At 71.3% G+C, this 22,899-nt stretch carries 18 protein-coding genes and 1 pseudogene; 9 read left to right on the forward strand and 10 right to left on the reverse strand.

The window, feature by feature from the left end; genetic code table 11:
• Positions 1–184: 184 nt before the first annotated feature.
• From ACZ68L_RS05735 to ACZ68L_RS05745, 3 genes are all read right to left on the reverse strand, one after another.
• A complete protein-coding gene (locus ACZ68L_RS05735; protein WP_351074876.1) occupies positions 185–778 on the reverse strand; it encodes a TetR/AcrR family transcriptional regulator in 594 nt (197 codons plus the stop codon).
• A gap of 109 nt (positions 779–887) precedes the next feature.
• Positions 888–2,546: an AMP-binding protein gene (locus ACZ68L_RS05740; protein ID WP_469574410.1), complete on the reverse strand. Its 1,659-nt coding sequence runs from the start codon at positions 2,544–2,546 to the stop codon at positions 888–890.
• The gene (locus ACZ68L_RS05745; protein ID WP_469574412.1) at positions 2,543–3,307 is read right to left on the reverse strand and encodes an SDR family oxidoreductase; all 765 of its coding nucleotides are present in this window, start codon (positions 3,305–3,307) and stop codon (positions 2,543–2,545) included. Before ACZ68L_RS05745 ends, ACZ68L_RS05740 begins: the two co-directional genes overlap by 4 nt.
• Positions 3,308–3,492: 185 nt before the next feature.
• Here ACZ68L_RS05745 and ACZ68L_RS05750 point away from each other — a divergent pair, with 185 nt between their 5' ends.
• Complete coding sequence (locus tag ACZ68L_RS05750; protein ID WP_469574413.1) at positions 3,493–4,770, forward strand: exo-beta-N-acetylmuramidase NamZ family protein; 1,278 nt, start codon at positions 3,493–3,495, stop codon at positions 4,768–4,770.
• An 86-nt stretch (positions 4,771–4,856) separates the two neighbouring features.
• Here ACZ68L_RS05750 and ACZ68L_RS05755 read toward each other — a convergent pair whose 3' ends face one another.
• Positions 4,857–7,685: a penicillin acylase family protein gene (locus ACZ68L_RS05755; RefSeq protein ID WP_469574414.1), complete on the reverse strand. Its 2,829-nt coding sequence runs from the start codon at positions 7,683–7,685 to the stop codon at positions 4,857–4,859.
• A gap of 225 nt (positions 7,686–7,910) precedes the next feature.
• Between ACZ68L_RS05755 and ACZ68L_RS05760 the strand changes: the two genes are divergently transcribed.
• The gene (locus ACZ68L_RS05760; protein ID WP_469574415.1) at positions 7,911–8,522 is read left to right on the forward strand and encodes a hypothetical protein; all 612 of its coding nucleotides are present in this window, start codon (positions 7,911–7,913) and stop codon (positions 8,520–8,522) included.
• Between the two features lie 57 nt (positions 8,523–8,579).
• Here the strand turns inward: ACZ68L_RS05760 and soxR are convergent, their stop codons facing one another.
• Positions 8,580–9,053, reverse strand: coding sequence for a redox-sensitive transcriptional activator SoxR (soxR, locus tag ACZ68L_RS05765; RefSeq protein WP_469574416.1), 474 nt, complete (start codon positions 9,051–9,053; stop codon positions 8,580–8,582).
• Between the two features lie 127 nt (positions 9,054–9,180).
• Here soxR and ACZ68L_RS05770 point away from each other — a divergent pair, with 127 nt between their 5' ends.
• Positions 9,181–9,642, forward strand: coding sequence for a MaoC family dehydratase (locus ACZ68L_RS05770; RefSeq protein WP_469574417.1), 462 nt, complete (start codon positions 9,181–9,183; stop codon positions 9,640–9,642).
• Between the two features lie 51 nt (positions 9,643–9,693).
• On the opposite strand, the gene ACZ68L_RS05775 is transcribed toward ACZ68L_RS05770, so the two are convergent.
• The 3 genes from ACZ68L_RS05775 to ACZ68L_RS05785 form a co-directional block, all read right to left on the reverse strand.
• The gene (locus ACZ68L_RS05775; protein ID WP_469574418.1) at positions 9,694–10,317 is read right to left on the reverse strand and encodes a TetR/AcrR family transcriptional regulator; all 624 of its coding nucleotides are present in this window, start codon (positions 10,315–10,317) and stop codon (positions 9,694–9,696) included.
• 81 nt (positions 10,318–10,398) lie between these two features.
• On the reverse strand, positions 10,399–10,689 hold the full coding sequence (locus ACZ68L_RS05780) for a YiaA/YiaB family inner membrane protein (RefSeq protein WP_469574419.1): 291 nt from the start codon (positions 10,687–10,689) through the stop codon (positions 10,399–10,401).
• 100 nt (positions 10,690–10,789) lie between these two features.
• A complete protein-coding gene (locus ACZ68L_RS05785) occupies positions 10,790–11,941 on the reverse strand; it encodes an acyl-CoA dehydrogenase family protein (protein WP_469574420.1) in 1,152 nt (383 codons plus the stop codon).
• 64 nt (positions 11,942–12,005) lie between these two features.
• Between ACZ68L_RS05785 and ACZ68L_RS05790 the strand changes: the two genes are divergently transcribed.
• The 4 genes and pseudogenes from ACZ68L_RS05790 to ACZ68L_RS05805 all read left to right on the forward strand — a co-directional run.
• Complete coding sequence (locus ACZ68L_RS05790; protein WP_469574421.1) at positions 12,006–12,680, forward strand: TetR/AcrR family transcriptional regulator; 675 nt, start codon at positions 12,006–12,008, stop codon at positions 12,678–12,680.
• Positions 12,681–12,695: 15 nt separating this feature from the next.
• Entirely contained in the window at positions 12,696–13,418 is a 723-nt protein-coding gene (locus ACZ68L_RS05795) for an ArsR/SmtB family transcription factor (RefSeq protein WP_469574422.1), read from the forward strand.
• Between the two features lie 33 nt (positions 13,419–13,451).
• Entirely contained in the window at positions 13,452–14,456 is a 1,005-nt protein-coding gene (locus ACZ68L_RS05800) for a DMT family transporter (RefSeq protein WP_469574423.1), read from the forward strand.
• Positions 14,414–14,548 (forward strand): annotated as a pseudogene (locus tag ACZ68L_RS05805) (polyphosphate kinase 2); the annotation flags it as partial. The gene ACZ68L_RS05800 and the pseudogene ACZ68L_RS05805, both read left to right, overlap by 43 nt.
• 55 nt (positions 14,549–14,603) lie before the next feature.
• On the opposite strand, the gene ACZ68L_RS05810 reads toward ACZ68L_RS05805, so the two are convergent.
• Positions 14,604–15,683, reverse strand: a complete 1,080-nt coding sequence (locus ACZ68L_RS05810) for a Zn-dependent alcohol dehydrogenase (protein ID WP_469574425.1) — start codon at positions 15,681–15,683, stop codon at positions 14,604–14,606.
• 50 nt (positions 15,684–15,733) lie between these two features.
• Positions 15,734–17,122, reverse strand: coding sequence for an aldehyde dehydrogenase family protein (locus ACZ68L_RS05815; protein ID WP_469574426.1), 1,389 nt, complete (start codon positions 17,120–17,122; stop codon positions 15,734–15,736).
• A gap of 263 nt (positions 17,123–17,385) precedes the next feature.
• Between ACZ68L_RS05815 and ACZ68L_RS05820 the strand changes: the two genes are divergently transcribed.
• Complete coding sequence (locus tag ACZ68L_RS05820; RefSeq protein ID WP_469574428.1) at positions 17,386–19,947, forward strand: S8 family serine peptidase; 2,562 nt, start codon at positions 17,386–17,388, stop codon at positions 19,945–19,947.
• Positions 19,947–22,871 carry an FG-GAP-like repeat-containing protein gene (locus ACZ68L_RS05825; RefSeq protein ID WP_469574429.1) on the forward strand — a complete coding sequence of 975 codons (2,925 nt, stop codon included), beginning with the start codon at positions 19,947–19,949 and terminating at the stop codon, positions 22,869–22,871. The genes ACZ68L_RS05820 and ACZ68L_RS05825 overlap by 1 nt, the downstream gene beginning before the upstream one ends.
• The last annotated feature ends 28 nt before the right edge of the window (positions 22,872–22,899 follow it).

Here is a 22,899-nt window from a genome sequence, read left to right on the forward strand (position 1 = left end):
CAATCCGGCGGCGGAGGCGCTCCTCGGCCGGCTGACCGCCGGACGGCCCCGGGCCCCCAGGGCTCTCGTTCGGATCAGGCCGGATCAGCGAGCGGGACGCCCGAACCCGGCACGCCCCGGACGGAAGAACGCCCTGCGGGCGCACGGGGGCATGTGCCGGACACGGTCCAGTCCGGCTGGAGTACTACGGGCGCAGGGCTCGCAGCAGCAGATCGGCCAGGTGGTCGGCGACCTCCTGCTGGCTGAGCGGGCCGTCGGGGCGGTACCAGGTCGACAGATGGTGGACCGAGCCGAAGTGGTAGTCGACGATCAGGTCCGCCGGGGTGGCCGTGGAGAAGACTCCGCTCCGCTGGCCCTCTTCCACCAGGGCCCGGAAGCGCTCGTGGTAGCGGCGCCGCTCGACCCGTACCTGCTTGTTCTTCTCCGGGCTGAGGTGGTGCATGGACCGGAAGAAGATCGAGGCGTCGTCGAGGTTCTCGATGGTCGTCACGACCACGTCCGCGGCGGCGTCGCGCAGCCGCTGTTCGACCGGGGCGTCGGCGTCCGCGAAGGCGTCCAGGCGCTCCTGCTGGAGGCGGAGCACGCGGGCGTAGACCTCCTGGAGGAGGTCCTCCTTGGAACCGAAGTAGTGGTAGAGGGCGCCCTTGGTGACGCCCGCCGCCTCGACGATCTCCTGGACGGAGGTCCGGTCGTAGCCCCGCTCGGCGAAGAGCCGGGTGGCGGCGGCCAGCAGCCGCTGAGGGACGGGGGGCGTCTCCCCGTCCGTCGCCTTGGCCATTGCCGCCACCTTCCTTCCGTACCGTGCGTGAAGCCGTACCGTGTGTGAATCCGTACCGAGCGTGGGGCGGACCACCGTGCGTGAAGCGGTCCGCCGTTCCTGAGACGGTCTATCGGGGGGAACGCAGTTCCCGCCTGAGGATCTTCCCACTCGCCGTCTTCGGGAGTTCGGCCAGGATCTCGACCTCGCGCGGGTACTTGTACGCGGCGAGCCGTTCCTTGCAGTACGCGGCCAGTTCCTCGGGTCCGGCCGCGGTGCCCGGCACCAGGCTGACGTAGGCGCGGACGGTCTCGCCGCGGTAGGCGTCGGGGACACCGACGACGGCCGCCTCCCGGACCGCCGGGTGGGTGTAGAGGACGTCCTCCACCTCACGCGGCCAGACCTTGAAGCCGGAGGCGTTGATCATGTCCTTCTTGCGGTCGACGACGTACAGCCAGCCCTCCCGGTCCATGAAGCCGATGTCGCCGGTGCGCAGCTCGCCGTCCGGGAGGGCGGCGGCGGTGGCCTCGGGCAGCCGCCAGTAACCGGATACGACCTGCGGCCCGCGGACCGCGATCTCGCCCTGCTCGCCGAAGGGCACCTCCTCACCGTTCTCGTCGAGGATCCTTACCACCGTGTCGGGGCCCGGCACGCCGACGGAGAGCGTTCCGGAGACCGGGTCGACGGGGGCCTCCCGCTCCGGCGGTACCGAGGCGCAGGGGGCGGTGCACTCGGTGAGGCCGTAGCCGTTGCGGATGTACGGGCCGAAGCCCGCCCGGAACTTCTCGACGAGCGCGGGCGGCAGTGGCGCACCGCCGGAGGAGATCACCCGGAAGGACGAGAAGTGCTCGGGGGTGACGTCCGGGTGGGCGGCGAGTGCCATGAAGGCGGTCGACGGGCCCACCGTGTAGGCGGGGCGGTGTTCGGCGAAGGATTCGAGGACGACGCCGGGGTGGAACCGGTACGCGAGGACGAGGGTGCCGGCGTTGGCGAGGCAGGCGGCCAGCTGGCAGACCATGCCGGTGATGTGGAAGAGCGGGGCGAGCGCGAAGTAGGAGGAGCCCTCGACGACGGGGTGCCCGGCCCGCTGGCGCTCGGCGTTGACCATGATGTTGCCATGGGAGTTCATGGCGCCCTTGGGGGTGCCGCTGGTCCCGGAGGTGTAGCTGATCAGCGCCACGTCGGCGGAGGCGGGTCCGCGTCCCTCGGGCGCCGGGAGGCCCTGCCGCGCGACGGCGACCAGATCGTCGGCGTCCTCGGGGACGGGCAGGCGCTCGAAGCCGAGTACGCGTGCGTCGTTGCGCGTCTGGAGGTCCAGCTCGCTGGTGGTGAGCGCGATCCGCACGCTCGGGGCATCGGCGGCGGTGTCCCGCAGATACGCCTCCCAGGCCCGGTCCGCGCAGATCAGCGCGGTGACCTCGGCGTCCTTCAGCACGTGACCGACCTCGCCGGACTTGTACATCGGGTTGAGCGGGACGACGGTGGCACCCGCCTTCCAGGCGCCGAGCAGCGCGAGCACGAACTGCGGGGTGTTCTGCAGCATGATCGCGACGCGGTCGCCGCGCTCCAGGCCCTTGGCGGCGAGATGGCCGGCCACGGAGTCGGAGAGCGCGTCGGTCTCGCGGTAGCCGAGGCGTCCGTCGAAGTAGGCGAGCGCGGTGTGCCCGGGGCTGTGGGCGGCGGAGGCGCGAAAGGCGTGGACCAGGGTCTCGGCGGGGCTGACGGGGGCCCGCTGGGCCTCGCTGAGCAGGGCGATCCAGGGCTTGGCCGCGTAACGAGACTCGCTCATGCGCCGGTCTCCTCCCACTTCCGCTGGAGGTGGTTCATATTGCCGAGCCAGTGGTCGGTGTCCTTGGTGCGGGCCCGGTAGTACCCGGCGACCTCGGGGTGCGGCAGGACGAGGAAGCGGTCCTCGGCCATGGCGTCGAAGAGCGCGTCGGCGACGGCCTCGGGCTCGATGGCGCTGGGGACGAGGACGAGTTCCCCGGCCGATCCGGCGGCGGTGAGCATGTCCGTACGCACGCCCTGTGGGCAGATCGCGTGGACCTTGATGCCGCGGTGGCGGTAGGTGAGCGAGAGCCACTCGGCGAAGGCGACGACGCCGTGCTTGGTGACGCTGTACGGCGCGGCGCCGATCATCGTCAGCAGTCCGGCGGCGGAGGCCGTCGAGACGAAGCGGCCGCTGCCGCGCTCCAGCCAGTCGGGCAGCAGCGCCCTGGCCGCACGGACGTGGGCCATCACATTGACGTCCCAGGCGGCTGCCCAGACCTCCTCGTCGGCGAAGGCGTCGCCGGGCGAGGCGAGGCCCGCGTTGGCGCAGTAGATGTCGACGGTGCCGTCCAGCGCGTCCCGGGCGGCGTCCACGATCCGCGAGGCGTCGCCGGCGACGGCCGTACCGCCGATCTCCTCGGCCAGCGGCCCGATCCCGGCCTCGTCGAGGTCGTTGACCACGACCCGCGCGCCCTCCGCGGCGAACCGGCGGGCCAGAGCGGCCCCGATGCCGCCTCCGGCCCCTGTGACCACTACGCCCGCGCCCTGCACCGTACTCATCGGGTCCCGCCTCTCTCAGCCGACTGCACCAGCAGACTAACCAGTCGGTATGTCGCGATGGAAGAGGTTGACGCCGCTCGGGCGACACTCCAGTCACAACCGTCGCGTCCGGCTCATTCCGTATGGCCTGAACGCGCGCTAGCGTGCGTGACCATGACAGAGGTCGCGATCATGGAGGTAGCCGAATGAGCCTGTCCAGACGTGGTTTGCTGGCCGCCGGCGGTGCGGTGGGGGCCCTCACGGCGACGGCCGCCGGGACCGGGGCCGCGACCGCCGCCCCCGCGTCCGGCAAGGAGCGGGGCAACGGGCACGGCCGGGTCCGTACCGGCTTCGACCGGCTGGCGGCGGACGGTTACGCGCTGCTGAAGGGCCAGAAGGTCGGCGTCGTCACCAACCCCACCGGGATCACCTCCGACGTGCGCCACATCGTCGATGTGATGCACCCGGACGAACGCGTCGACCTGATCGCCGTCTTCGGACCCGAGCACGGTTTCCGCGGCACCGCGCAGGCGGGCGGTTCGGAGGGGCGCTACGACGACCCGGCCACCGGACTCCCGGTGTACGACACGTACTTGAAGAGCGGTCAGCCGCTCGCGGACGTCTTCACCGCGTCCGGCGTGGACACGATCGTCTTCGACATCCAGGACGCCGGAGCCCGCTTCTACACGTACATCTGGACGCTGTACGACTGCATGGAGGCGGCGGCGCTCGCGGGCAAGCGGTTCGTCGTCCTGGACCGGCCGAACCCGGTGGCCGGGCGGGCGGCGCTCGGTCCGGTGCTCGACCCGGCCTTCGCGACGTTCGTGGGCCGGCGGGAGATCGCGCAGGCGCACGGCATGACGGTCACCGAACTGGCGCTGCTCTTCAACGCGGAGTTCCTGGCCCGGCGGCCGGTGGACCTGCGCATCGTGAAGATGTCGGGGTGGCGACGCTCGGACTTCTTCGACACGACCGGACTGCCGTGGGTGCCGCCGAGCCCCAACATGCCGACGCCGGACACCGCGCTGGTGTACTCGGGGACCTGCCTGTTCGAGGGGACGAACCTCTCCGAGGGGCGCGGCACCACCCGGCCGTTCGAACTGCTCGGCGCGGAGGGCATCGACCACCGGTGGGCGGCGGCCGTGAACGCGCTCGGTCTGCCGGGGGTCGCGTTCCGCGAGGCGTACTTCGCGCCGACGTTCTCCAAGTTCCAGGGGAAGACGGTCGGCGGGGTGCAGCTGCACGTCCACGACCGTGAGGCCTTCGACCCGGTACGCACCGGGATCGCGCTCCTGGTGACGGCGAAGCGGAGCTGGAGCGGGTTCGCGTGGCGCTCGGACAACTGGATCGACAAGCTCACCGGCAACACCCGGGTCCGCACGATGATCGACGCGGGGGCGGACACGGATGAGGTGGTCGGGGCCTGGGCGAAGGACCTCGCCGCGTTCCGGTCGGTCCGCAAGAGGTATCTCCAGTACCGGTGACGCGGTCCGAGCCGGGTGGGCCCGAGGGTTCGGGCCCACCCGGCGAACAGGTTCCGTCCTCGGAAGCCGGACGGTCCGCGGACGCCCTACCGATGGGCGGGGAACTCCACCACCTGCTGGTACGTCGGGCGGTTCTGCCAGTGGACGGACTTCTGGGCGATGCCGCCCAGCGGCCGGTGGACGATCGAGTCCGAGCACCACTGCTCGCCGGCCTTGCAGGTGTCGTCGCCCGGGTAGACCTTCGCCGCCGGCTCGGCCGCGGCCTGCTTCAGGGAGGACAGCAGCACGTCACGGCAGCCGGCCAGATCGCCGTTCCCGCAGTACGCCTTGGCCAGCGCTCCCTTGACGGGCTGTCCGAGGACCCGGCGCAGGTCCTTGTCCACGAAGCCCCACCAGCCGTACTGGAACGCCGAACCGCTGTGCGCCCCGCTCGGTCCGTGGCTGGCCGCCGGGGACTCGTCGGTGGCGAGGTTGGCGGTCAGCGCCTCGTACAGTCCGTCGCCGAGGCCCGGCCCGAACTCGGCCTCGACCAGCTTCGGCCACCACGCGTCCATGATCCGTACCGCGTCGGCGTAGGTGTACGCGTGTGATCCGGGGCTGCTCTCCCTGCGCTGCGACCCGGCCGCCCGCCAGGACTCCAACTGCTGGACGGCGGCGTTCAGTTCCGGGTCGGTGACCGGCCGGGAGCGGATCACCTTCAGCAGTTCGGGCAGCAGCTGCTCGCCGCGCAGATCGGTGACCGCGGCCTGGGCCATGGCCCGGGTGAGGGACGCGCGGGTCACGCCGCCCTCCTCCACCAGCTTCGCCACCCGGTCGTCCAGCAGATCGGCCCGGTGCACCGCGCTGAGTCCGAAGCCCGCGGAGGCGTACCCCTTGGCCTGCTTGTTGTTCCAGGAGACGTAGTAGTCCTGGCCGCTGGAGTGCGGGTGCTCGGCGAACGGGGTGTACGCGGCGGTGTTGGCGGCCGGGTCGTACCCCTTCCACTCGTAGGCCCGCTCGGCCTTCACCGGCAGCGCCGGGTCGACGCCCGCCGCGCGCACCGGGTTCATGCCGCTGTTGTAGTACGCGGCAGTGCGGGAGTCGGCGTAGAACCAGTTGAACGCGTAGTCGATGGCGCTCGCCGCCTGCTGGAACGAGGCGGCGTCCTTGACGTACCCGGGGTCGTTGAGCATCTGGAAGCCGATGATCGAGTCGGCCTCGTGGCGGTAGGTGGTGCGCAGCGAGGTGTACGCGACGGGCTTGCCGCCCACGGTGGCACGGTGGGTGACGATGCCGTAGTTCGTGCGCCGGACCTGCATCCGGTAGGAGCCCTTCGCCGTGGAGTCGGCGACGGTCGGCTTCCAGGAGTTGGTGCGCTCCAGGGTCTCCATGGCGGTGCAGGTGCCGCGGGAGAGGTAGTGCGTGGAGTCCTTGGTGGGTGCGGAGCCGTCGGGCTCGCACAGGTCGACGGCGTAGGTGTCGGTGATGTCCTGACCGGCCGAGGTGGCGCTCCAGGCGTAGTCCTGGCCGCGGCCCATCTGGATGTACATGCCGACGCCGGCGAAGGAGACACCGCGGGCGCTGATGCCGGGGCCCTGGAGCTCCTGGAGCATCATCAGCTGCGGGGCGAAGTAGCCGGTCTGCGGCCCGAACACGGCGATCGGGTTGCCGCTCGCGGTGTGCTTGCCGGAGACCAGCAGGGCGTTGGACATGCCACGCTTCTGGGCGCCGGAACCGGACCCGGGCAGCGAGCCCTCGGGGACGACCCCGTCGTCGTAGATGCCCTGCGCCTTCCTGAGCATGGCCGGGGCCTTGACGGGGGCCTTCCTGTCGGTGCCCGCGGAGCCGGTGCGGTCGTGGATCAGGGGCTCGGCCGTGACGGACCCGGCGTCGGGCAGCGCGGTGCCGCGCGCCGTGGCGGGCCTGCCCGCGTACGGGAACGACGTGCCGTCATGGATCGTCAGTACGGCCTCGGGGTCCTCGCGCTGGCGGAACGACTCCCAGACCTTGGTGCCCTCGGCGACGCCGTACTTCTGCTGCGCGGAGAGCAGCGAGAGCGCCGCCTGCACCTCGCCGCCGCCACCGCCGCCGAACTGACCGCCGACCACGGAGGCGATGGAGATCAGGTCGGTCAGCTTGAACGGCTGGATCTCCCCGATGTTGGTGATGGCGTCGATCTTGCCGGTGAGCACGTACTCGCCGGGGAAGTAGCGGCCCTTCTTGGACTTCTCGCGGTACGCGTTGATGCCGTCGACATACGCCTGGGCGTCCGCCATGGCCTGTTCGCCGCGGGCGCCCTCGCGGGTCCTGATGTACTCGACCTGCGCTTCGAGATCCACCTCGGTGTACGGCGCCTGCGGCCAGAACTGCTGCTCCAGGCCCTGGTTGGCCAGCGCGCCACCGGCGAACGAGGTGAGTTCGCCGCGTCCGATGTGCCGGAAGAGGTCCATCAGCCAGAGCCGGTCCTGCCCGGCGGCGAATCCGGCGCCGAACTCGGTGCCGTAGCGGGTGGTGCCCTTGATGTGCGGGACACCGGACGCCTTGTCACGGGTGATGGTGACGTCGTCGCGCGGCGAGGTGACGGACTCGACCCGGTCCTTGGGGACACCGAACGAGGCGTCGTTGAAGAAGTCGGTCAGCTTCTGGTCGGTGAGACCGGCGTGTCCGGCCACCAGGCCGTTGTAGCGGTCCAGTTGATCGTCGCTGTGGGCGGGGTGCGTACCGAACGCCTTGTTGCCGAGGATGTCGACGAGGGTGGCGTTGCCGTTCTCGCCGGGTGGCAGGATGTCGTCGCACTGCCCCTGGCAGTAGTCGGTGACGGGTGCCGGTTCCGCCGCCGCGGCACCGGACTGCGGCGAGGCCGCGAGCAGGGTGGCGCCGAGCGCGAGTACCGCCGCGGCGGTGGCGGCTCTGAACGTGACGGTGCGTGGGGGCATGCGTGCTCCTCCGAGAGGCCGATGCGCCGGAGGTTACCGGCGGTATGACTCGCCGGTAAGGTGAACAACGGTCACCTTTTCCGAATCGTCACATGCGCTCGCACGGACCTCATGACGGCCGGCGGTCCCGGATGGTGGACGTCGTCGCACATCGATGGATCCGGAACGGGCAGTCGTACGTCCATTCCTTGACGCCGAAGTACGAGCGACGGAGGTGACGGCACAATGGCCGGATTCCGGAGTCTTGCGAGACAGGTCCGCGATCCGCGGGGCGACCTGGCGCTGCGGCGGTATTCGCTGCGCAAGTGCCTGGAGAGGTTCGCCCCTTACGGGCATCGGGCGACCTGGGACCATCTGTGCGCCCGGCACGGGATCGAGCCCGAGGACCGGTCCCCCGATCCCGCGCGACTGGTGCGCGCGCTGGAGGAGCTGGAGGCGGCGCGGGCCGTCTGGCTCGGATACGAGGCGGGGTTCGCCGAGCGCCGCAGGCGGGAGAAGCACGACGGACTGCGCAGGCCCGGCGCGTTCGACGACTGGCACCGGCGCACCTGGGGCGGGTACGGGGTCGCGCGCTGCGAGGACCCTGCGGTTCATCCCTCGGCACCGCTCGCCGAGGTTCTCGGCCGGCTGATCGCCGCCCTGGAGTCGGAGCCGGGGACGGTCTGCCCGGTGTGCGCGGGAGCCGAGATCGCCTGGCGGCCGGATCTGCGGTCCGAACCGTGGTCGGGGCCGGTCTGCGCGGGGTGCGGGATCCTGGTGCCGCAGCCGGTGCTCGCGCCGGGGGCACTGACGAGGGCCCGGAGCGCACGGCGCCGGGATCTGGCGTCGGCGGCGTGACGGGCGGCGGGAGCGTCCGGCGGCGGGAGCGGCGCCCGAACGGGCGGGCCCGCGCTTCTACCGGGAGTCGGCCGACGGGCGCTCCGGCATCAGGCGCGAGCCGCTGATCCGCCGGCCCGTCACGTCGTCCGGGTTGGAGAGCACACAGTTCTCCAGCGACAGGCAACCGCAGCCGATGCAGTCGGTGAGATGATCCCGGAGCCGGCCCAACTGCTCGATACGCTCGTCCAGTTCGGAGCGCCACGCAGCCGAGAGCCGCGCCCAGTCGTCGCGGTTCGGGGTGCGCTCCTCCGGGAGTTCGGCGAGGGCGTCCCGGATGGTGGCGAGCGGGATTCCGACCCGCTGTGCCGCACGGACGAACGCGACCCTGCGCAGCGCGTCCCTGGTGTAGCGGCGCTGATTGCCACTGGTACGGCGGCTGCTGATCAGGCCCTTGGCCTCGTAGAAGTGCAGGGCCGAGACGGCGGCCCCGCTGCGCGCGGAGAGCTGGCCGACCGTGAGTTCATGGAGTGTCTGTGGGATCTGGGGCACCCCTCCAACCCTACGTGCCCACCCCCGGCCGGTCCGTCGTTGACAGGAACGCACCCGGCAACCATGCTGAGCAAGCGCTTAGACGGGCGTGCGACGCCGGATGGCCGAGAGCTGGAAGGGCAGGAACATGGCAGAGCCGAGGATCTTCACGTCCGCGCAGGAGCTGCGCGACGGAGTGGGCGAGCAACTGGGTCACAGCGAGTGGCTGGAGGTCGAACAGAAGAGGATCGACCTCTTCGCCGAGGCCACGGGCGACCACCAGTGGATCCACGTGGACCCGGAGCGGGCCGCGACCGGGCCGTTCGGCACGACGATCGCGCACGGCTACCTCACGCTCTCCCTGCTGTCGGCCCTGGTGCCGCAGATCATGCGGGTCGAGGGCATGAAGATGGGCATCAACTACGGGACGAACAAGGTCCGCTTCCCGTCCACCGTGCCCGTGGGCTCCCGGCTGCGCGCGACGGCCGTCCTGAAGAGCGTCGAAGAGGCCGGGGACGGCGTGCAGGTCACCGCCGTCGTCACGGTCGAGCGCGAGGGCGGCGACAAGCCGGTGTGCGTGGCCGAGTCGGTGTCGCGCTACTACTTCTGAGCCGCCGCTTCCGAGCCGCGCTCCCGCTTCCGACGACGCGGCCCGTCGGCATCACCGCTCGGCGGCGACCATGCGCAGCACGAGGCCGGCGTACAGCTCGCCGACCTCGTCCGGCGTCCGGCTGCCCTGCGCGTTGAACCAGCGCGCCACATCGATGCAGAGCGAGAGCACCGCGAGCGTGGTGCCCGGGATGTCGGGGACGTCGAACTCCCCGGCCCGCACGCCGTCACTGATGATCCGGCGCACCACGGCGTCGCTCCTGCGGCGCAGCTCGACGATCTCGGCGCGGTGCTCCTCGCCGAGGGCGTCGAGCTCGTACTGGACCACGCGGGCCGTGGTGTGCTGCTCGGCGTGCCAGCGGACGAAGGACCGCACGGCATCGGCCAGCCGCTCGGCGGCCGTGCCCTCGCCGTCGGCGGCGGCCTCCAGGACGAACAGGGCGCGGTCGTGACCGATCCTGCTGATCCGGTGGAGCAGCTCTTCCTTCGTCTTGTAGTGGATGTAGAGCGCGGCGGGGCTCATCCCCGCCCGGCCGGCGATGTCACGGGTGGTGGTGGCGTGGTAGCCGCGCTCGGCGAAGGCGTCGACGGCGGCGACGAGGAGCCGCCTGGCCGCCTCGGGTGCCACCTCGGCCCACGGCGCGCCGTCGCCGTCGGTCTCCTCCGCCGTGCTCATCGTCACTCGCCCCTCTCATCAGCAGGACGAACACCATACCCCGAACCTGAGCAAGCGCTTAGAGCCTGTCCGGCGGGAGCGTCAGTGCTTCTGGAAGGGGTCGTGCTCGGCGAGGATCTTCTCCAGCCGGGCCTGGTCGACCCGGCTGACGATCTGTCCCGCCTCCTGGCGGTCACGAATGACCTTGGCCAGGGTGAAACAGGAGGTGACGAGGTAGAGGACGCCGATCGCGAGAAATCCGCGGACCCAGGCGTCGGCGTCCAGGAAGTAGATACCGAGAGTCATCGCGGTCATCGCCACCCCGAAGGACGCGACGGCCTGGCCGTAGAAGGCCGCGGTGCTCTGCTGCTTGACCGATGCTGTCTCACTCATGGCGCCCAGCATCGGCCGACGTGGCGTGCGCCACATCCGTGCCCGTACTCAGACCGGTACTCAGACTCCTGTTCGACGAGGCGGCCGGGAGCCAGGGGGCTCAGAAGGCGGAGACCCCCGTCAGCGCGCGGCCGATGATGAGCTTCTGGATCTGGCTGGTGCCCTCGTACAGCGTCATCACACGGGCGTCGCGCAGCAGCTTGCCGACCGGGTACTCGTCGATGTAGCCGTAGCCGCCGAAGACCTGGAGCGCGTTGTTGGCGGCGCGGACGGCGGCCTCGGAGGCGAAGAGCTTCGCCTTGGAGGCGGCGGTGGCGAAGTCCTCGCCGCGGTCGACGAGGTCGGCCACCCGCCAGGTGAGCAGCCGGGCGGCGTCCACGTCCACGGCGATGTCGCTGATGAGTTCCTGGACGAGCTGATAGCTCGCGATGGACTTGCCGAACTGCTCGCGCTCACCCGCGTAGCCCACGGCGGCGTCGAGGGCGGCCTGCGCGATGCCGACGCAGCCGGCCGCCACCGACATCCGGCCCTTGGCCAGGGCGGACATCGCTATGGAGAAGCCCTTGCCCTCCGGACCCAGGAGCGTCGAGGCGGGGACGCGGACGTCCTCCAGGACCAGCTCGGCCGTGGCCTGGCCGCGCAGGCCGAGCTTGCCGTGGATGGTGCGCCGGCCGAGGCCCGGGGTGTCGGCGGGAACCAGGAAGGCGGATATGCCCCGGTGCCCGGGGGTGTCGCCGGTGCGGGCGAAGAGGAGCACCACATCGGCCCAGGTGCCGTTGGTGATGAACATCTTGCTGCCGTTGATGACGTACGAGTCGCCGTCCCGGACGGCCCTCGTCGTCAGGCTCCCGGCGTCCGAGCCGGTGCCGGGCTCGGTGAGGCCGAAGCAGCCGAGCGCCTCGCCGGCGGTGAGCCTCGGCAGCCAGTACCGCTTCTGCTCCTCGTCGCCCCAGGCCGCGATGGTCTTGGTGACCAGGCCGAGGGAGACGGAGACGATGCCGCGGACCGAGGAGTCGCCGCGGCCGAGCTCCTCGGTGACCAGGCAGTAGGCGAGGTGGTCGCCGCCCGAGCCGCCGTACGCCTCGGGCACGGTCAGCCCGAGTAACCCGACCGAGCCCAGCTTCTTCACGATCGACTTGTCGACGTTCTCGGCCCGGTCCCACTCCACGACGTGAGGGGCGATCTCGCGGGCGACGAAGTCCCTGGCGAGCTGCCGGACGGCTTCCTGCTCCTCGTCGAGTTCCAGGTTCATCCTTCGACTCCCGACTTTAATTAGCACTGCTAGTTTTACGTTCGCAGGCCCTACTATGAGCCGCATGGCCCGACCGCGCAAGCCCCTCCTCAGCAGAGACCGAATCGTCGAGACGGCGAGCGCGCTCGTGGACTCCGAGGGGCTCGACGCCGTCTCCACCCGTCGGCTCGCCGCCGAACTCGGGGTCAGCGGTCCCTCGCTCTACAACCACTTCCGCAACAAGGACGAGATCCTGGACGCGGTCGCGGACGCCGTATCCGCCCAGGTCGATCTGTCGATGTTCGACGCGTCGGACACCCGCGACTGGCGCGCAGCCCTGCACGACTGGGCCGTCTCCTATCGTGCGGCGCTCACCGAGCACCCGCACATCGTCCCCGTGCTCGCCCAGGGACCCGGCCGCCGCCCGGCCGGTCTGCGGGTCGCCGACGCGGTCTTCGGCGCGATGACGAGGGCGGGCTGGCCGCCTGCCCAGGCGACGTACATCGGGGCCGTCATGCGTTACTTCATCACCGGCTCGGCCCTCGGTTCGTTCGCCCGCGGCTTCGTCGACGACGAGACGGCGTACGACCCCGCCGCCTATCCGCACCTCGGCCAGGCACACCTGCTGGCCGAACGCCGGCAGAAGGTCGACGAGGGGGCGTTCGAGACCGGGCTGCGGGCCCTGGTCGACGGACTCTCCCTCCAGTACGAGCAGCTCACATCCGCCGGGACCGTTCGGCCTGCACCGAAGCGTTCCTGACGCATCCTGGAACACATGGCACGCATGGCACATCCCGACCCGGCCGCGCCCCGGCTCGCCGCCCTGGCCGCGCTTCTCGCCGACGAGACCCGCGCCACCTTCTGCCTGGCCCTGCTCGACGGCCGCGCCTGGACCGCGGGCGAGCTGGCCAGGCACGCCTCGGTGGCACCGTCCACCGCCAGTGAACACCTCGGCAAGCTCGTCGCGGGCGGGCTGCTGGCCGAGGAGCGCCAGGGGCGCCACCGCTATCTGCGGCTCGCCGACGAGCGGACCGCGCACCTCGTCGAGGATCTGGCGGCCCAGGTGGTCCCCGGCTCCACGGCCGAGCGGCCGCGCACCCTGAGCGCGACCGGCGCGGGCAGCGCGCTGGCCCGCGGACGCACCTGCTACGACCATCTCGCGGGCCGCATCGGCATCGCCATCGCCGATGCCATGACCGAACGGGGGCTGCTGGAGCAGGACACCGGCTTCGCGCTCACCGACGACGGCCTCGGCTGGTTCGACGCACGGGGCATCGCACTGGAGCCGAGGTCGCGGCGTCCGCTCGTACGGAGCTGCCTGGACTGGACGGAGCGCAGACCGCACCTGGCGGGGGTCGCGGGCGCCGCGCTGTGCCGGCATGTGCTGGACTCCGGCTGGTGCGTCCGGATCGGGTCCGGGCGTGCGGTGAAGGCGACACCGGCCGGGGAACGGGCGCTGTACGAACACCTCGGCATCGAGGCGACAACAATTCGGTAGGTGCCGAACGGTCGCGGCCCTACGGTCGGCTCCATGACGACGACACCCGACCCGACGGCGACACCCTCGGCACACGGCGACTGGCGGGCCTCCGCCGCGGCCTGCACCACCGTGCTGCTCTGGGCCTCCGCCTTTGTCTCCATCCGCAGCGCCGGCGAGGCGTACTCGCCCGGCGCGCTCGCGCTCGGCCGGCTGCTCACGGGCTCCCTGGCGCTCGGCACGCTCCTGCTGCTGCGACGCGAGGGGATACCGCCGCGGGCCGCCTGGCCCGGAATCCTGAAGTCCGGACTCCTCTGGTTCGGCCTCTACATGGTGGTGCTCAACTGGGGTGAGCAGCAGGTCGACGCGGGCACGGCCGCGATGGTGGTGAACATCGGTCCCCTCCTGATCGCACTGCTCGGTGCCCGGCTGCTCGGCGAGGGGCTGCCCGGCAGGTTGATCGCGGGCATGGCCGTGTCGTTCGCGGGCGCCGCCGTGGTCGGACTCTCGATGTCGGGGCACGGGGACGCGTCGGTGCTCGGCGTGGTGCTCTGTCTGCTGGCCGCGGTGGCGTACGCGGCGGGGGTGGTCAGCCAGAAGCCGGCGCTGCGGCACGGCTCCGCACTGCAGATCACCACGTTCGGCTGCCTGGTCGGCACCGTCGGCTGTCTGCCGTTCTCCGGCGCGCTGATCTCCGACGTGGCCGAAGCGCCCCTGTCCGCCACCCTGAACATGGTCTACCTGGGCCTCTTCCCGACCGCGCTGGCGTTCACGACCTGGGCCTACGCACTCGCCAGGACCACCGCGGGACGGATGGGCGCCACCACGTACGCGGTGCCCGCCCTGGTGGTGCTGATGTCCTGGCTGCTGCTGGACGAGGTACCGGCGCCGCTGACCGTCGGCGGAGGTCTGCTCTGCCTGGCCGGGGTGGCGGTCTCCCGACTGCGTACGCGGACTGGCCTGACGCGGAAGATTCCGGCACAGCCGGTGGAGGGACGCCGACATGACGCGGAGCGCCGGACAAGAACACGGACGTGGTCGGCGAGCCGGACCCGCTGATCGTCGGCCCGGCCTCCCAGCTCTTCGAGCGCGGCGAGATGGATGCCCGACTGCTCACCACGAGCCGGGCGGCGGACGGACCGACGGGGTAGCGGACGCCTGGAACGCGGCCGGTGCTGTGGCCGGAAACGTTTGCCGGCCACAGCACTAGAACACAATCAGGGCCCGGCCGCCCCTGCCCGCGATCATATGGTCGAAGGCCGTGGGGATGCCGTCCAGCGCGATCCGTTCGGTGACCATCATGGACAGGTCGAACCTGCCCGCCCGGATGAGTTCGGCCAGGACCGGCAGGTCGCGGGCCGGATCGCTGTTCCCGTACACGCAGCCCGTCAGCGAGCGGGCCCAGTGGAAGATCTCCAGGGCGTTGAAGGACACCAGTTGGTCCTTGCCGCCGATGCCGGCGACCGTGGTGCGGCCGCCGCGGCGGGTGGAGTCCCAGGCCGCGCGGATGGTGACGGGGCGCCCGACGCACTCGACCGCCACGTCCGCGCCCAGGCCGTCGGTGAGCTTGCGGATCGCGCGCGGGGTGGTGTCGGAGGCGATCACGTAGTCGGTGGCGCCCGCCCGCCGGGCCAGTTCCTCCTTCCCGGGGGACACATCGACCGCGATGATCTTCGACGCACCGGCGATCCGGGCGGACTGGAGCACGGCGAGGCCGACCCCGCCGATGCCGAAGACGACGACGGACTCACCGGGGCGGACCCGGGCGCTGTGGTGGACCGCGCCGTATCCGGTGAGGACCGCGCAGCCGAGCAGCGCGGCATCGGTGAGCGCGACGCCGTCCGGGGCGGGCAGCACGCACTTCGCGGCGACGACGGTCTCCTCGGCGAACGCGGCCACGTTCAGGCCGGGATGGAGCGCGGTGCCGTCGGCGGTACGGGCATGGATGCCGGCCGCACCGGACAGGGCGTCGGCACAGAGCCAGACCTCACCGATCTCGCAGTGGTGACAACTTCCGCAGGAAGGCGCCCAGTTGAGCACGACCCCGTCGCCGGGTGCGACATGGGTGACGCCCTCACCGACCGAGACGACGGTGCCGGCGCCCTCATGTCCGAGGACGGCGGGTACGGGCACCCGCATGGTGCCGTCGGACAGCGAGAGGTCGGAGTGGCAGACCCCCGCGGCGGCGAGACGGACACGTACCTGGCCGGGGCCGGGCTCCGGGAGTTCGATGTCGGTGATCTCCAGAGGAGCTCCGACGGCGGGCAGTACGGCGGCGCGGACCACGAACAGGCTCCTTGACGGTCGGCAGCGGGATCGGGGCGGGGGCGGAAGGATCAGAACTGCAACGACTTGGTCTGGAGGTACTCGGCGAGTCCGTGCGAACCGAGCTCGCGGCCGACGCCGGACTGCTTGTAACCGCCGAACGGGGCAAGCGGGTTGAACCGGCCGCCGTTGATGTCGACCTGCCCGGTGTCCATCCGGCGGGCGAAGGCCACCGCCTCGGCGTCGTCGCCCGCCCAGACCGCTCCCGCGAGCCCGTACACGGTGCCGTTGGCGATGCGCAGGGCGTCGTCCTCGTCCTGGTAGCGGATGATCGAGACGACGGGGCCGAAGATCTCCTCCTGGGCGATGGTCATCTCCGGGGTGACGTCGGCGAACACGGTGGGGCTGACGAAGTAGCCCTGCTCGCACGGGGCATCGGGGCCGCCCGCGACGAGGCGCGCACCCTCGGCCACACCCTTCTCGATGTATCCGCGCACCCGGGCCCGCTGCTTGGCGTTGACCAGGGGCCCGATGCGGTCGCCGTACTTGGCGGCGGCCTCCGCGGCGAGCGCGACCGCCTCGTCGTACCGGGAGGTGTGCACGAGCATCCGGGTCCAGGCGCTGCACGTCTGGCCGGAGTTGCCCATGACGTTCGCGATGCCGACGCCGACGGCCTTGGCGAGGTCCGCGCTCGGCAGAATGACATTGGCGGACTTGCCGCCCAGTTCGAGGGCGACGCGCTTGACGGCCGCGCCCGCCGTGGCACCGATCTGCTTGCCGACGGTGGTGGAGCCGGTGAAGGAGACCAGGTCGACGCCCTCGTGCCCGGCCAGCGCCTGTCCCGCGACCGTGCCGAGGCCGGTGACCAGGTTGAACACGCCTGCGGGGATGCCCGCTTCATGGACGGCTTCCGCGAAGAGCTGGGCGGTCAGCGGGGTGTCCTCGGCGGGCTTGAGGACGACCGCGCAGCCCGCCGCGAGCGCGGGGGCGACCTTGGCGATGATCTGGTGCAGCGGGTAGTTCCACGGCGTGATCGCGCCGACGACGCCGACCGGTTCGGAGTAGACGGTGGAGTTGCCGACCTTCTCCTCGAAGGCGTACGACGCGGCGAGTTCGGCGTACGAGCCGGCCACCAGGATCGGCACGCCCGCGTGCACCGCCTGCGAGAACGGCAGCGGCGCACCGAGTTCGGCGGTGACCGTCCGGGCGATCTCGTCCTTGCGGGCGACGAGCACGTCGCGCAGAGCGGCGATCTTCGCGGCGCGCTCGGTGGGCGAGGTCGCGGCCCAGGCGGGGAGGGCCTCACGCGCGGCGGACACGGCGGCGTCGATGTCCTCGGCGGTGCCTGCCGGGACATGGGCGATGACCTGTTCGTCCGCCGGATCGACCACCGCGATCGTGTCCGTGCCCGCGGCGGCCCGCCACTCGCCGCCGATGTACATCCCGTCGTGGGCCTTCATCGCGTTCCTCCCCGGGTGCCGTGACCACGGCACAGTCGTCCGCACCCCAAACTAGCGCTGTTAGTTTTTGGGCGCCAGGGGCCCTTCCCATGGCTCCCGTCACGGTGCCACGCCGTGCGCCGGAAGTCCGCCCGCCCTGGCCGGTAATACGCCAGTAACGGCGTCCTCCTAGCGTCCGGGGCCAGCCCGCCCCACCCCGTACTTCCCCTCGTAGGTCCGGGTACGGGGCCGGCTCCCCCGTACCAGTCCAGGAGGAGCACTTCATGCACCTGCCCCGATCCCCCCGGCGCGGATCCGCCGCGTGGGCGGCGGCCGTGATCACGGCGGCGGCCGTGCTGATCGGCCCGGCCCCTGCCTTCGCGCGGTCCGGCGCCGCCGTTCCCGGGACCGCCACGAAGAACACCGCCGAGGTCGACCCCGCCGTTCTCGACACCGTCGAGAACGGCAAGGAGTCGACCTTCTTCGTCGTGCTGAAGAAGCAGGCGGACCTGTCCGCGGCCAGGGGCAGGCGCGGCCACGCCGCGAAGGCGAAGGCGGCGTTCGCGTCGCTGCGCGCCGAGGCGAGGAGCAGCCAGCAGCCGCTCACGTCCTTCCTGGACAAGGAGAAGGTCGGCCACCAGTCCTTCTGGATAGCCAACGTCGTCAAGGTCACCGGCGGCGAGCAGCTCGTCGAGGACCTGGCGAACCGCTCCGACGTGGCGAGCATCGTCAAGGAGCACCACTACGAGCTCGACGCCACCGAGAGCGCGGTCTCGGACGCCGCCACCGACGCCGACCCGGTCACCCCCGAATGGGGCGTCAAGGACATCAGGGCCGACCAGGTCTGGGACCAGTACGACGACCGCGGCGAAGGCATCGTCATCGCCAACGTCGACTCGGGCGTCCAGTACGACCACCCGGCGCTGAAGGACAACTACCGGGGCAGCAACGGCGACGGCTCGTTCACGCACGACTACAACTGGTACGACCCGACGGGCCAGTGCCCGACCTCGGCGCCCTGCGACAACAACGGCCACGGCACCCACACCATGGGCACCATGGTGGGCGACGGCGGCGTCGGTGTGGCTCCCGGCGCGAAGTGGATCGCGGCCAAGGGCTGTGAGTCCAGCTCCTGCTCGGACTCCTCGCTCCTCGCGGCGGGCCAGTGGATCCTCGCGCCGACCGACCACAGCGGTCAGAACCCGCGACCCGATCTCGCCCCCGACATCGTGAACAACTCCTGGGGCGGCGGTGACACGACCTTCTACCAGGACATCGTCGAGGCGTGGAACGCGGCCGGGATCTTCGAGGCGTTCGCCTCCGGCAACGACGGTGACGGCACCACCTGCTCGACCGGCCACGCGCCGGGCTCGCAGGCACCCGCGTACGGCGTCGGCGCCTATGACGTCGACGGCAGGATCGCGTCGTTCTCCGGCTTCGGGCCCTCCAGGCTCGACGGTTCGATGAAGCCGAACATCTCGGCCCCGGGCGTCAATGTCCGCTCCACGTGGCCGGGTTCGACGTACAAGGCCATCTCCGGTACGTCGATGGCGACGCCGCACGTCGCGGGCGCGGTAGCCCTGCTGTGGTCTTCCGCCCCCTCCCTCATCGGCGACATCGACGCGACCCGCGCGCTGCTGAACGAGGGCGCCGCCGATGTCGACGACACGCACTGCGGCGGCACCACCGACGCGAACAACGTCTGGGGCGAGGGCAAGCTCGACATCTTCGCGTCCGTCGACAAGGCGCCGCACACCGCAACGGTGGTCACCGGCACCGTCACCGACAGGGCCACCGGCTCCGCCGTCTCCGGCGCCACCGTCAGGGCGACCGGCTCCGCCACCGCGCGTACGGTCACCACCGCGGCCGACGGCTCCTACCGGCTGACGCTGCCCGCGGGCACATACGACTTCTCGGTCTCCAGGTATGGCTACGTCGACGGCGCCACGAGCGGCGTCGTGATCGGCTCGGGCGACTCGGTCACCGAGAACTTCTCCCTGAACGCCGCGCCCGCCCACTCCGTGTCCGGCACCGTCCTCGACGTCACCGGCAAGGCGCTGGCCGGGGCCAGGGTCACCGTCCAGGGCACCTCGGTCGCCCCCGTCACCACTGACAGCAGCGGTCGCTTCACCTTCCCGAAGGTCGCCGAGGGCACGTACACCGTAACCGCCGCGCCCGCCGCGCCGGCGCGGTGCAACGGCACCTACAGCAAGAACGTGAGTGTCGACGGCGACAGGTCGATGACCGCGCAGCTGCCCGCCCGAAGCGACACCTACGGCAACAGCTGCACCCCTGCGGCGTACTCCTGGGTGAAGGGCACCACGAACGTGGCCCTGAGCGGCGACGAGAATGTCAGGACGGTCCCCCTGCCCTTCCCGGTGAAGCTCTACGGCGTCTCCTACACGAGCGCGAGCATCACCACCAACGGCCTGGTCAACTTCCTGGAGCCGCGCCTGGGCGACTACACCAACACCGCGCTGCCCGACGCCGCCAGGCCCAACGGCATCGTCGCCGCATTCTGGGACGACCTGATCCTGGACAAGAAATCCAGCGTGCAGACCGCCACCACGGGCGCCGCGGGCAGCCGGAAGTTCGCGATCGTCTGGAACAACGCGGCGTTCGCGTCCAGCACCACCGCACGCATCACCTTCGAAGCCGTCTTCAACGAGGCCGACGGCGCCATCACCCTTCAGTACCAGGGCATTTCGGGCTCCTCGCCGGAGAACGGCGCGAGCGCCACCGTCGGCATCGAGAACCAGTCGGGCACCGACGGTCTCCAGTACGGCTACGACCAGGCGGTCGTCACCGACCTGTCCGCCATCCGCTTCGCACAGGGGAGCAACTGATGAGCACCCACTCCCGGCGGGCCCTCGCGTTCGCCTCCGCGCTGGTGGCGGCGGGACTCGCGCTCGGCGCGGCACCGCCCGCCCTGGCCGATGACGGCGACAGCGGGCTGCTGACCCTGACCGAGGGTCAGGTCACCGAGCTCGAATCGCACGCGCGGCTGGACCCGTACGCAGCCGGCGCCGGCAAGGACATCGACCCGCAGGGGGCGGCCGGAACGCCCTCCCAGGACAGCGGTCCCACCGGGTCGGGCGCACAGCTCACCGACGACGCGTCGGCCGGCCCGGGTGTCAGGATCAACCCGAGGTCCGACCTGGAGAGCCTCAGCGGCCTCGCCGCCACGGCCGCTGTCGGCGGCACCCAGGGCGACTACTTCACCCTGCACAGCCTCGGCAGCGTGGCGCGCACCGACGCCTCGGGCAAGGAGTTGTGGCGACGGGACAACGCCTCGCTGTACCAGGACTGGCAGGTCGCCCCGTCCCGCCCCTGGCAGACCGAGCCGTACCCGGCGCGCATCGTCATGGGCTACAACGCGGTCAGCCCGTTCTCGCCGCTGTCCGACCAGGGCTACGCCACCGGAGATCTGACCGGCGACGGCGTCGACGACGTGGTGTTCACGGCGAGCGTGGGCATCACCCCCTACCGCCCGTTCACCTCGCCCGGCGCCACCCTGCCCAACGGCACCTTCGTTTCGGTGCTCGACGGCAGAACCGGCAAGATGCTGTGGCACAAGCTGTACGCGGACGCCTTCGGCGTGAAGCTCGTGGGCAAGGCCCTCGTCATCGCCGACTCGCCGTACTTCAACCTCAACTCCCCCGCGGGGTCCACGGCGAAGCTCACCGGCATCCGATTCGACTACGCAAACGGGGCGCTGACCCCCGCCGGCACCTGGACCTACGACGCGGGCGTGAACACCGCCACGACCTGGGGAGCCCTGGAGGACGCGGGCGGCGGCCTGGTCGCCGCCTCCTGGAGCCGGCGCAAGACGCAGACGGCCGAGGGCGGGGGCCGCGTCCTGGTGCTCGACACCGCGGACGGCACGGTGAAGTGGCAGACCGACACCTCGCTGTACAACCGCCAACTGCACCTGGACGCGGCCCGCGGACGGATCGTGGCCGTCGAGCAGTCCGACCTCACGAGCGGAATGAAGTACGAGGTGGCCTCGTACGGCCTCTCCGACGGGGCCCGCACCACCCTCGACACGCGTGTCAACGCCCTGCCGCTGGACATGGCGATCGGTGACCTGTCGGGCAGCAGCAAGAACGAGTACGTGGTCAGCGAGTCGACGCTCGACCCCAGCCTGTTCATCAACTCCAACAGCGTGCGGGTGCTCGACGGCGCCGACGGCAGCACCCAGCTGTGGTCGCACACCGTGAAGCGCGACGCGGACAACGCCAAGGACGGCCCCGGAGTGTGGGGCATGTACATCGCCAACGGCAAGCTCGTCGCCACCGCCCAGGTCGACCGCGGCATCAACACCGCCGACAACACCGCGGGCGGGAACTACGGCTCCCTCTCGGTGTTCGACGGCGAGAGCGGCAACGTGCGCTGGGAGGAGAACGGCACCGGCGCCCAGCCGATGTTCGCGCAGCCGTTCAGGTCCGGCGGCGACTGGCGCGTGCGCACCGTGGACCAGACGCAGAACGTCCACGTGTACAGCATGGGCGGCGGCGCGGAGAAGAGCGTCATCCCTCTCCAGGGCGACCTCTCGTACGCCCGGTCCGTCGACGTCAACGGCGACAGGAAGAACGACCTCGTCGTGGGCGGCACCTCGCGCGGGCTGTGGGCCTACGACGGCCCGTCCCTGACGGCCGGCCGGCCGAAGCTGCTGTGGAAGGCGACCCTGCCGGGCCCGGTGCACAGCATCCAGAAGGGCGACACGAACGGCGACGGCCGCGACGAGCTCGTTGTCGCCGCCGACAGCGCGGCCGTGGTCATCGACTCCCGCACCGGGAAGGCCGGGGCCACCATCCCGGGCGGCTCCTCCTTCGTCCGCTCGGCGACCGTGGCCGATCTCGACGGCGACGGTCGCGCCGAGGTCCTGGTGCCCACGGACAAGGTGCGCGCCTACCGGGGCAACGGCAAGAAGCTGTGGGAGTACGCGGCACCCGAGTCCAGGGCCGCAGGCGACATCGTCTTCTCTGACGTGTCCGTCGCCGACGGCCGGGTGTACGCGCAGTACTCCTCGGCAAACGCGCTGGAGCTGGACGCCGGCAAGGCGGCCGTGAACGGGGTGGCGCTCACCGCGAGGACCGGCGCCCTCACATGGACCGCCGACCCCGAGATCCCCTCGAACGCGGAGACGGACGGCGTCGTCCTCACGACGGTTCTGACCAACGGCGTCTTCGCCTCACCGGGCATCCCCTACGCGGACGGCCACGCCGTCGCGAACACCTGGATCACCCGTGAGCCCACCGGGTCGCTGATCACCGTGGTCGAGATCCGGGACGGACGCACCGGCAAGGTGCTGCACCGGGCAACGGCCGGCGGGATCTGGACCGTCGGCAACTGGTTCACCTCCGACGCCGGCCTGACCCTCGCGAGCACCGTGTCGCTGCGCACATACGCGGCGGACGGGGTGGACCACAGCATGTACACCCTGCCCGACCTGAGCACGGCCGCCCTCGCCACCGGGCCCGGTGGCCGGCAGCTGATCGTCGGCGGCGTCCAGGGCGGCGTGTACGTGTGGGACAAGCCGGTCCTCACGGCGGGGAGGAACTACCCGGACGGCCTGGCGAGCCTGAGCCGGATGGGCGGCCGGAACTTCTTCTCCGGCGACCTGGACGGCGACGGCAAGGACGAGGTCGTCTCGCTCAACTTCGACGAAGTGGGCAACGACCGCATGACGCAACTCCTCGGCGGCCGCTACCGCGTGGGCGTCACGGGCATCCGTCGGACAACGGTGGCCACGCTCGACGCCTCCTGACCCCGGACGGTCCGTGCACCGCAGACCC

Source organism: Streptomyces sp. NPDC104309 (assembly GCF_055584025.1).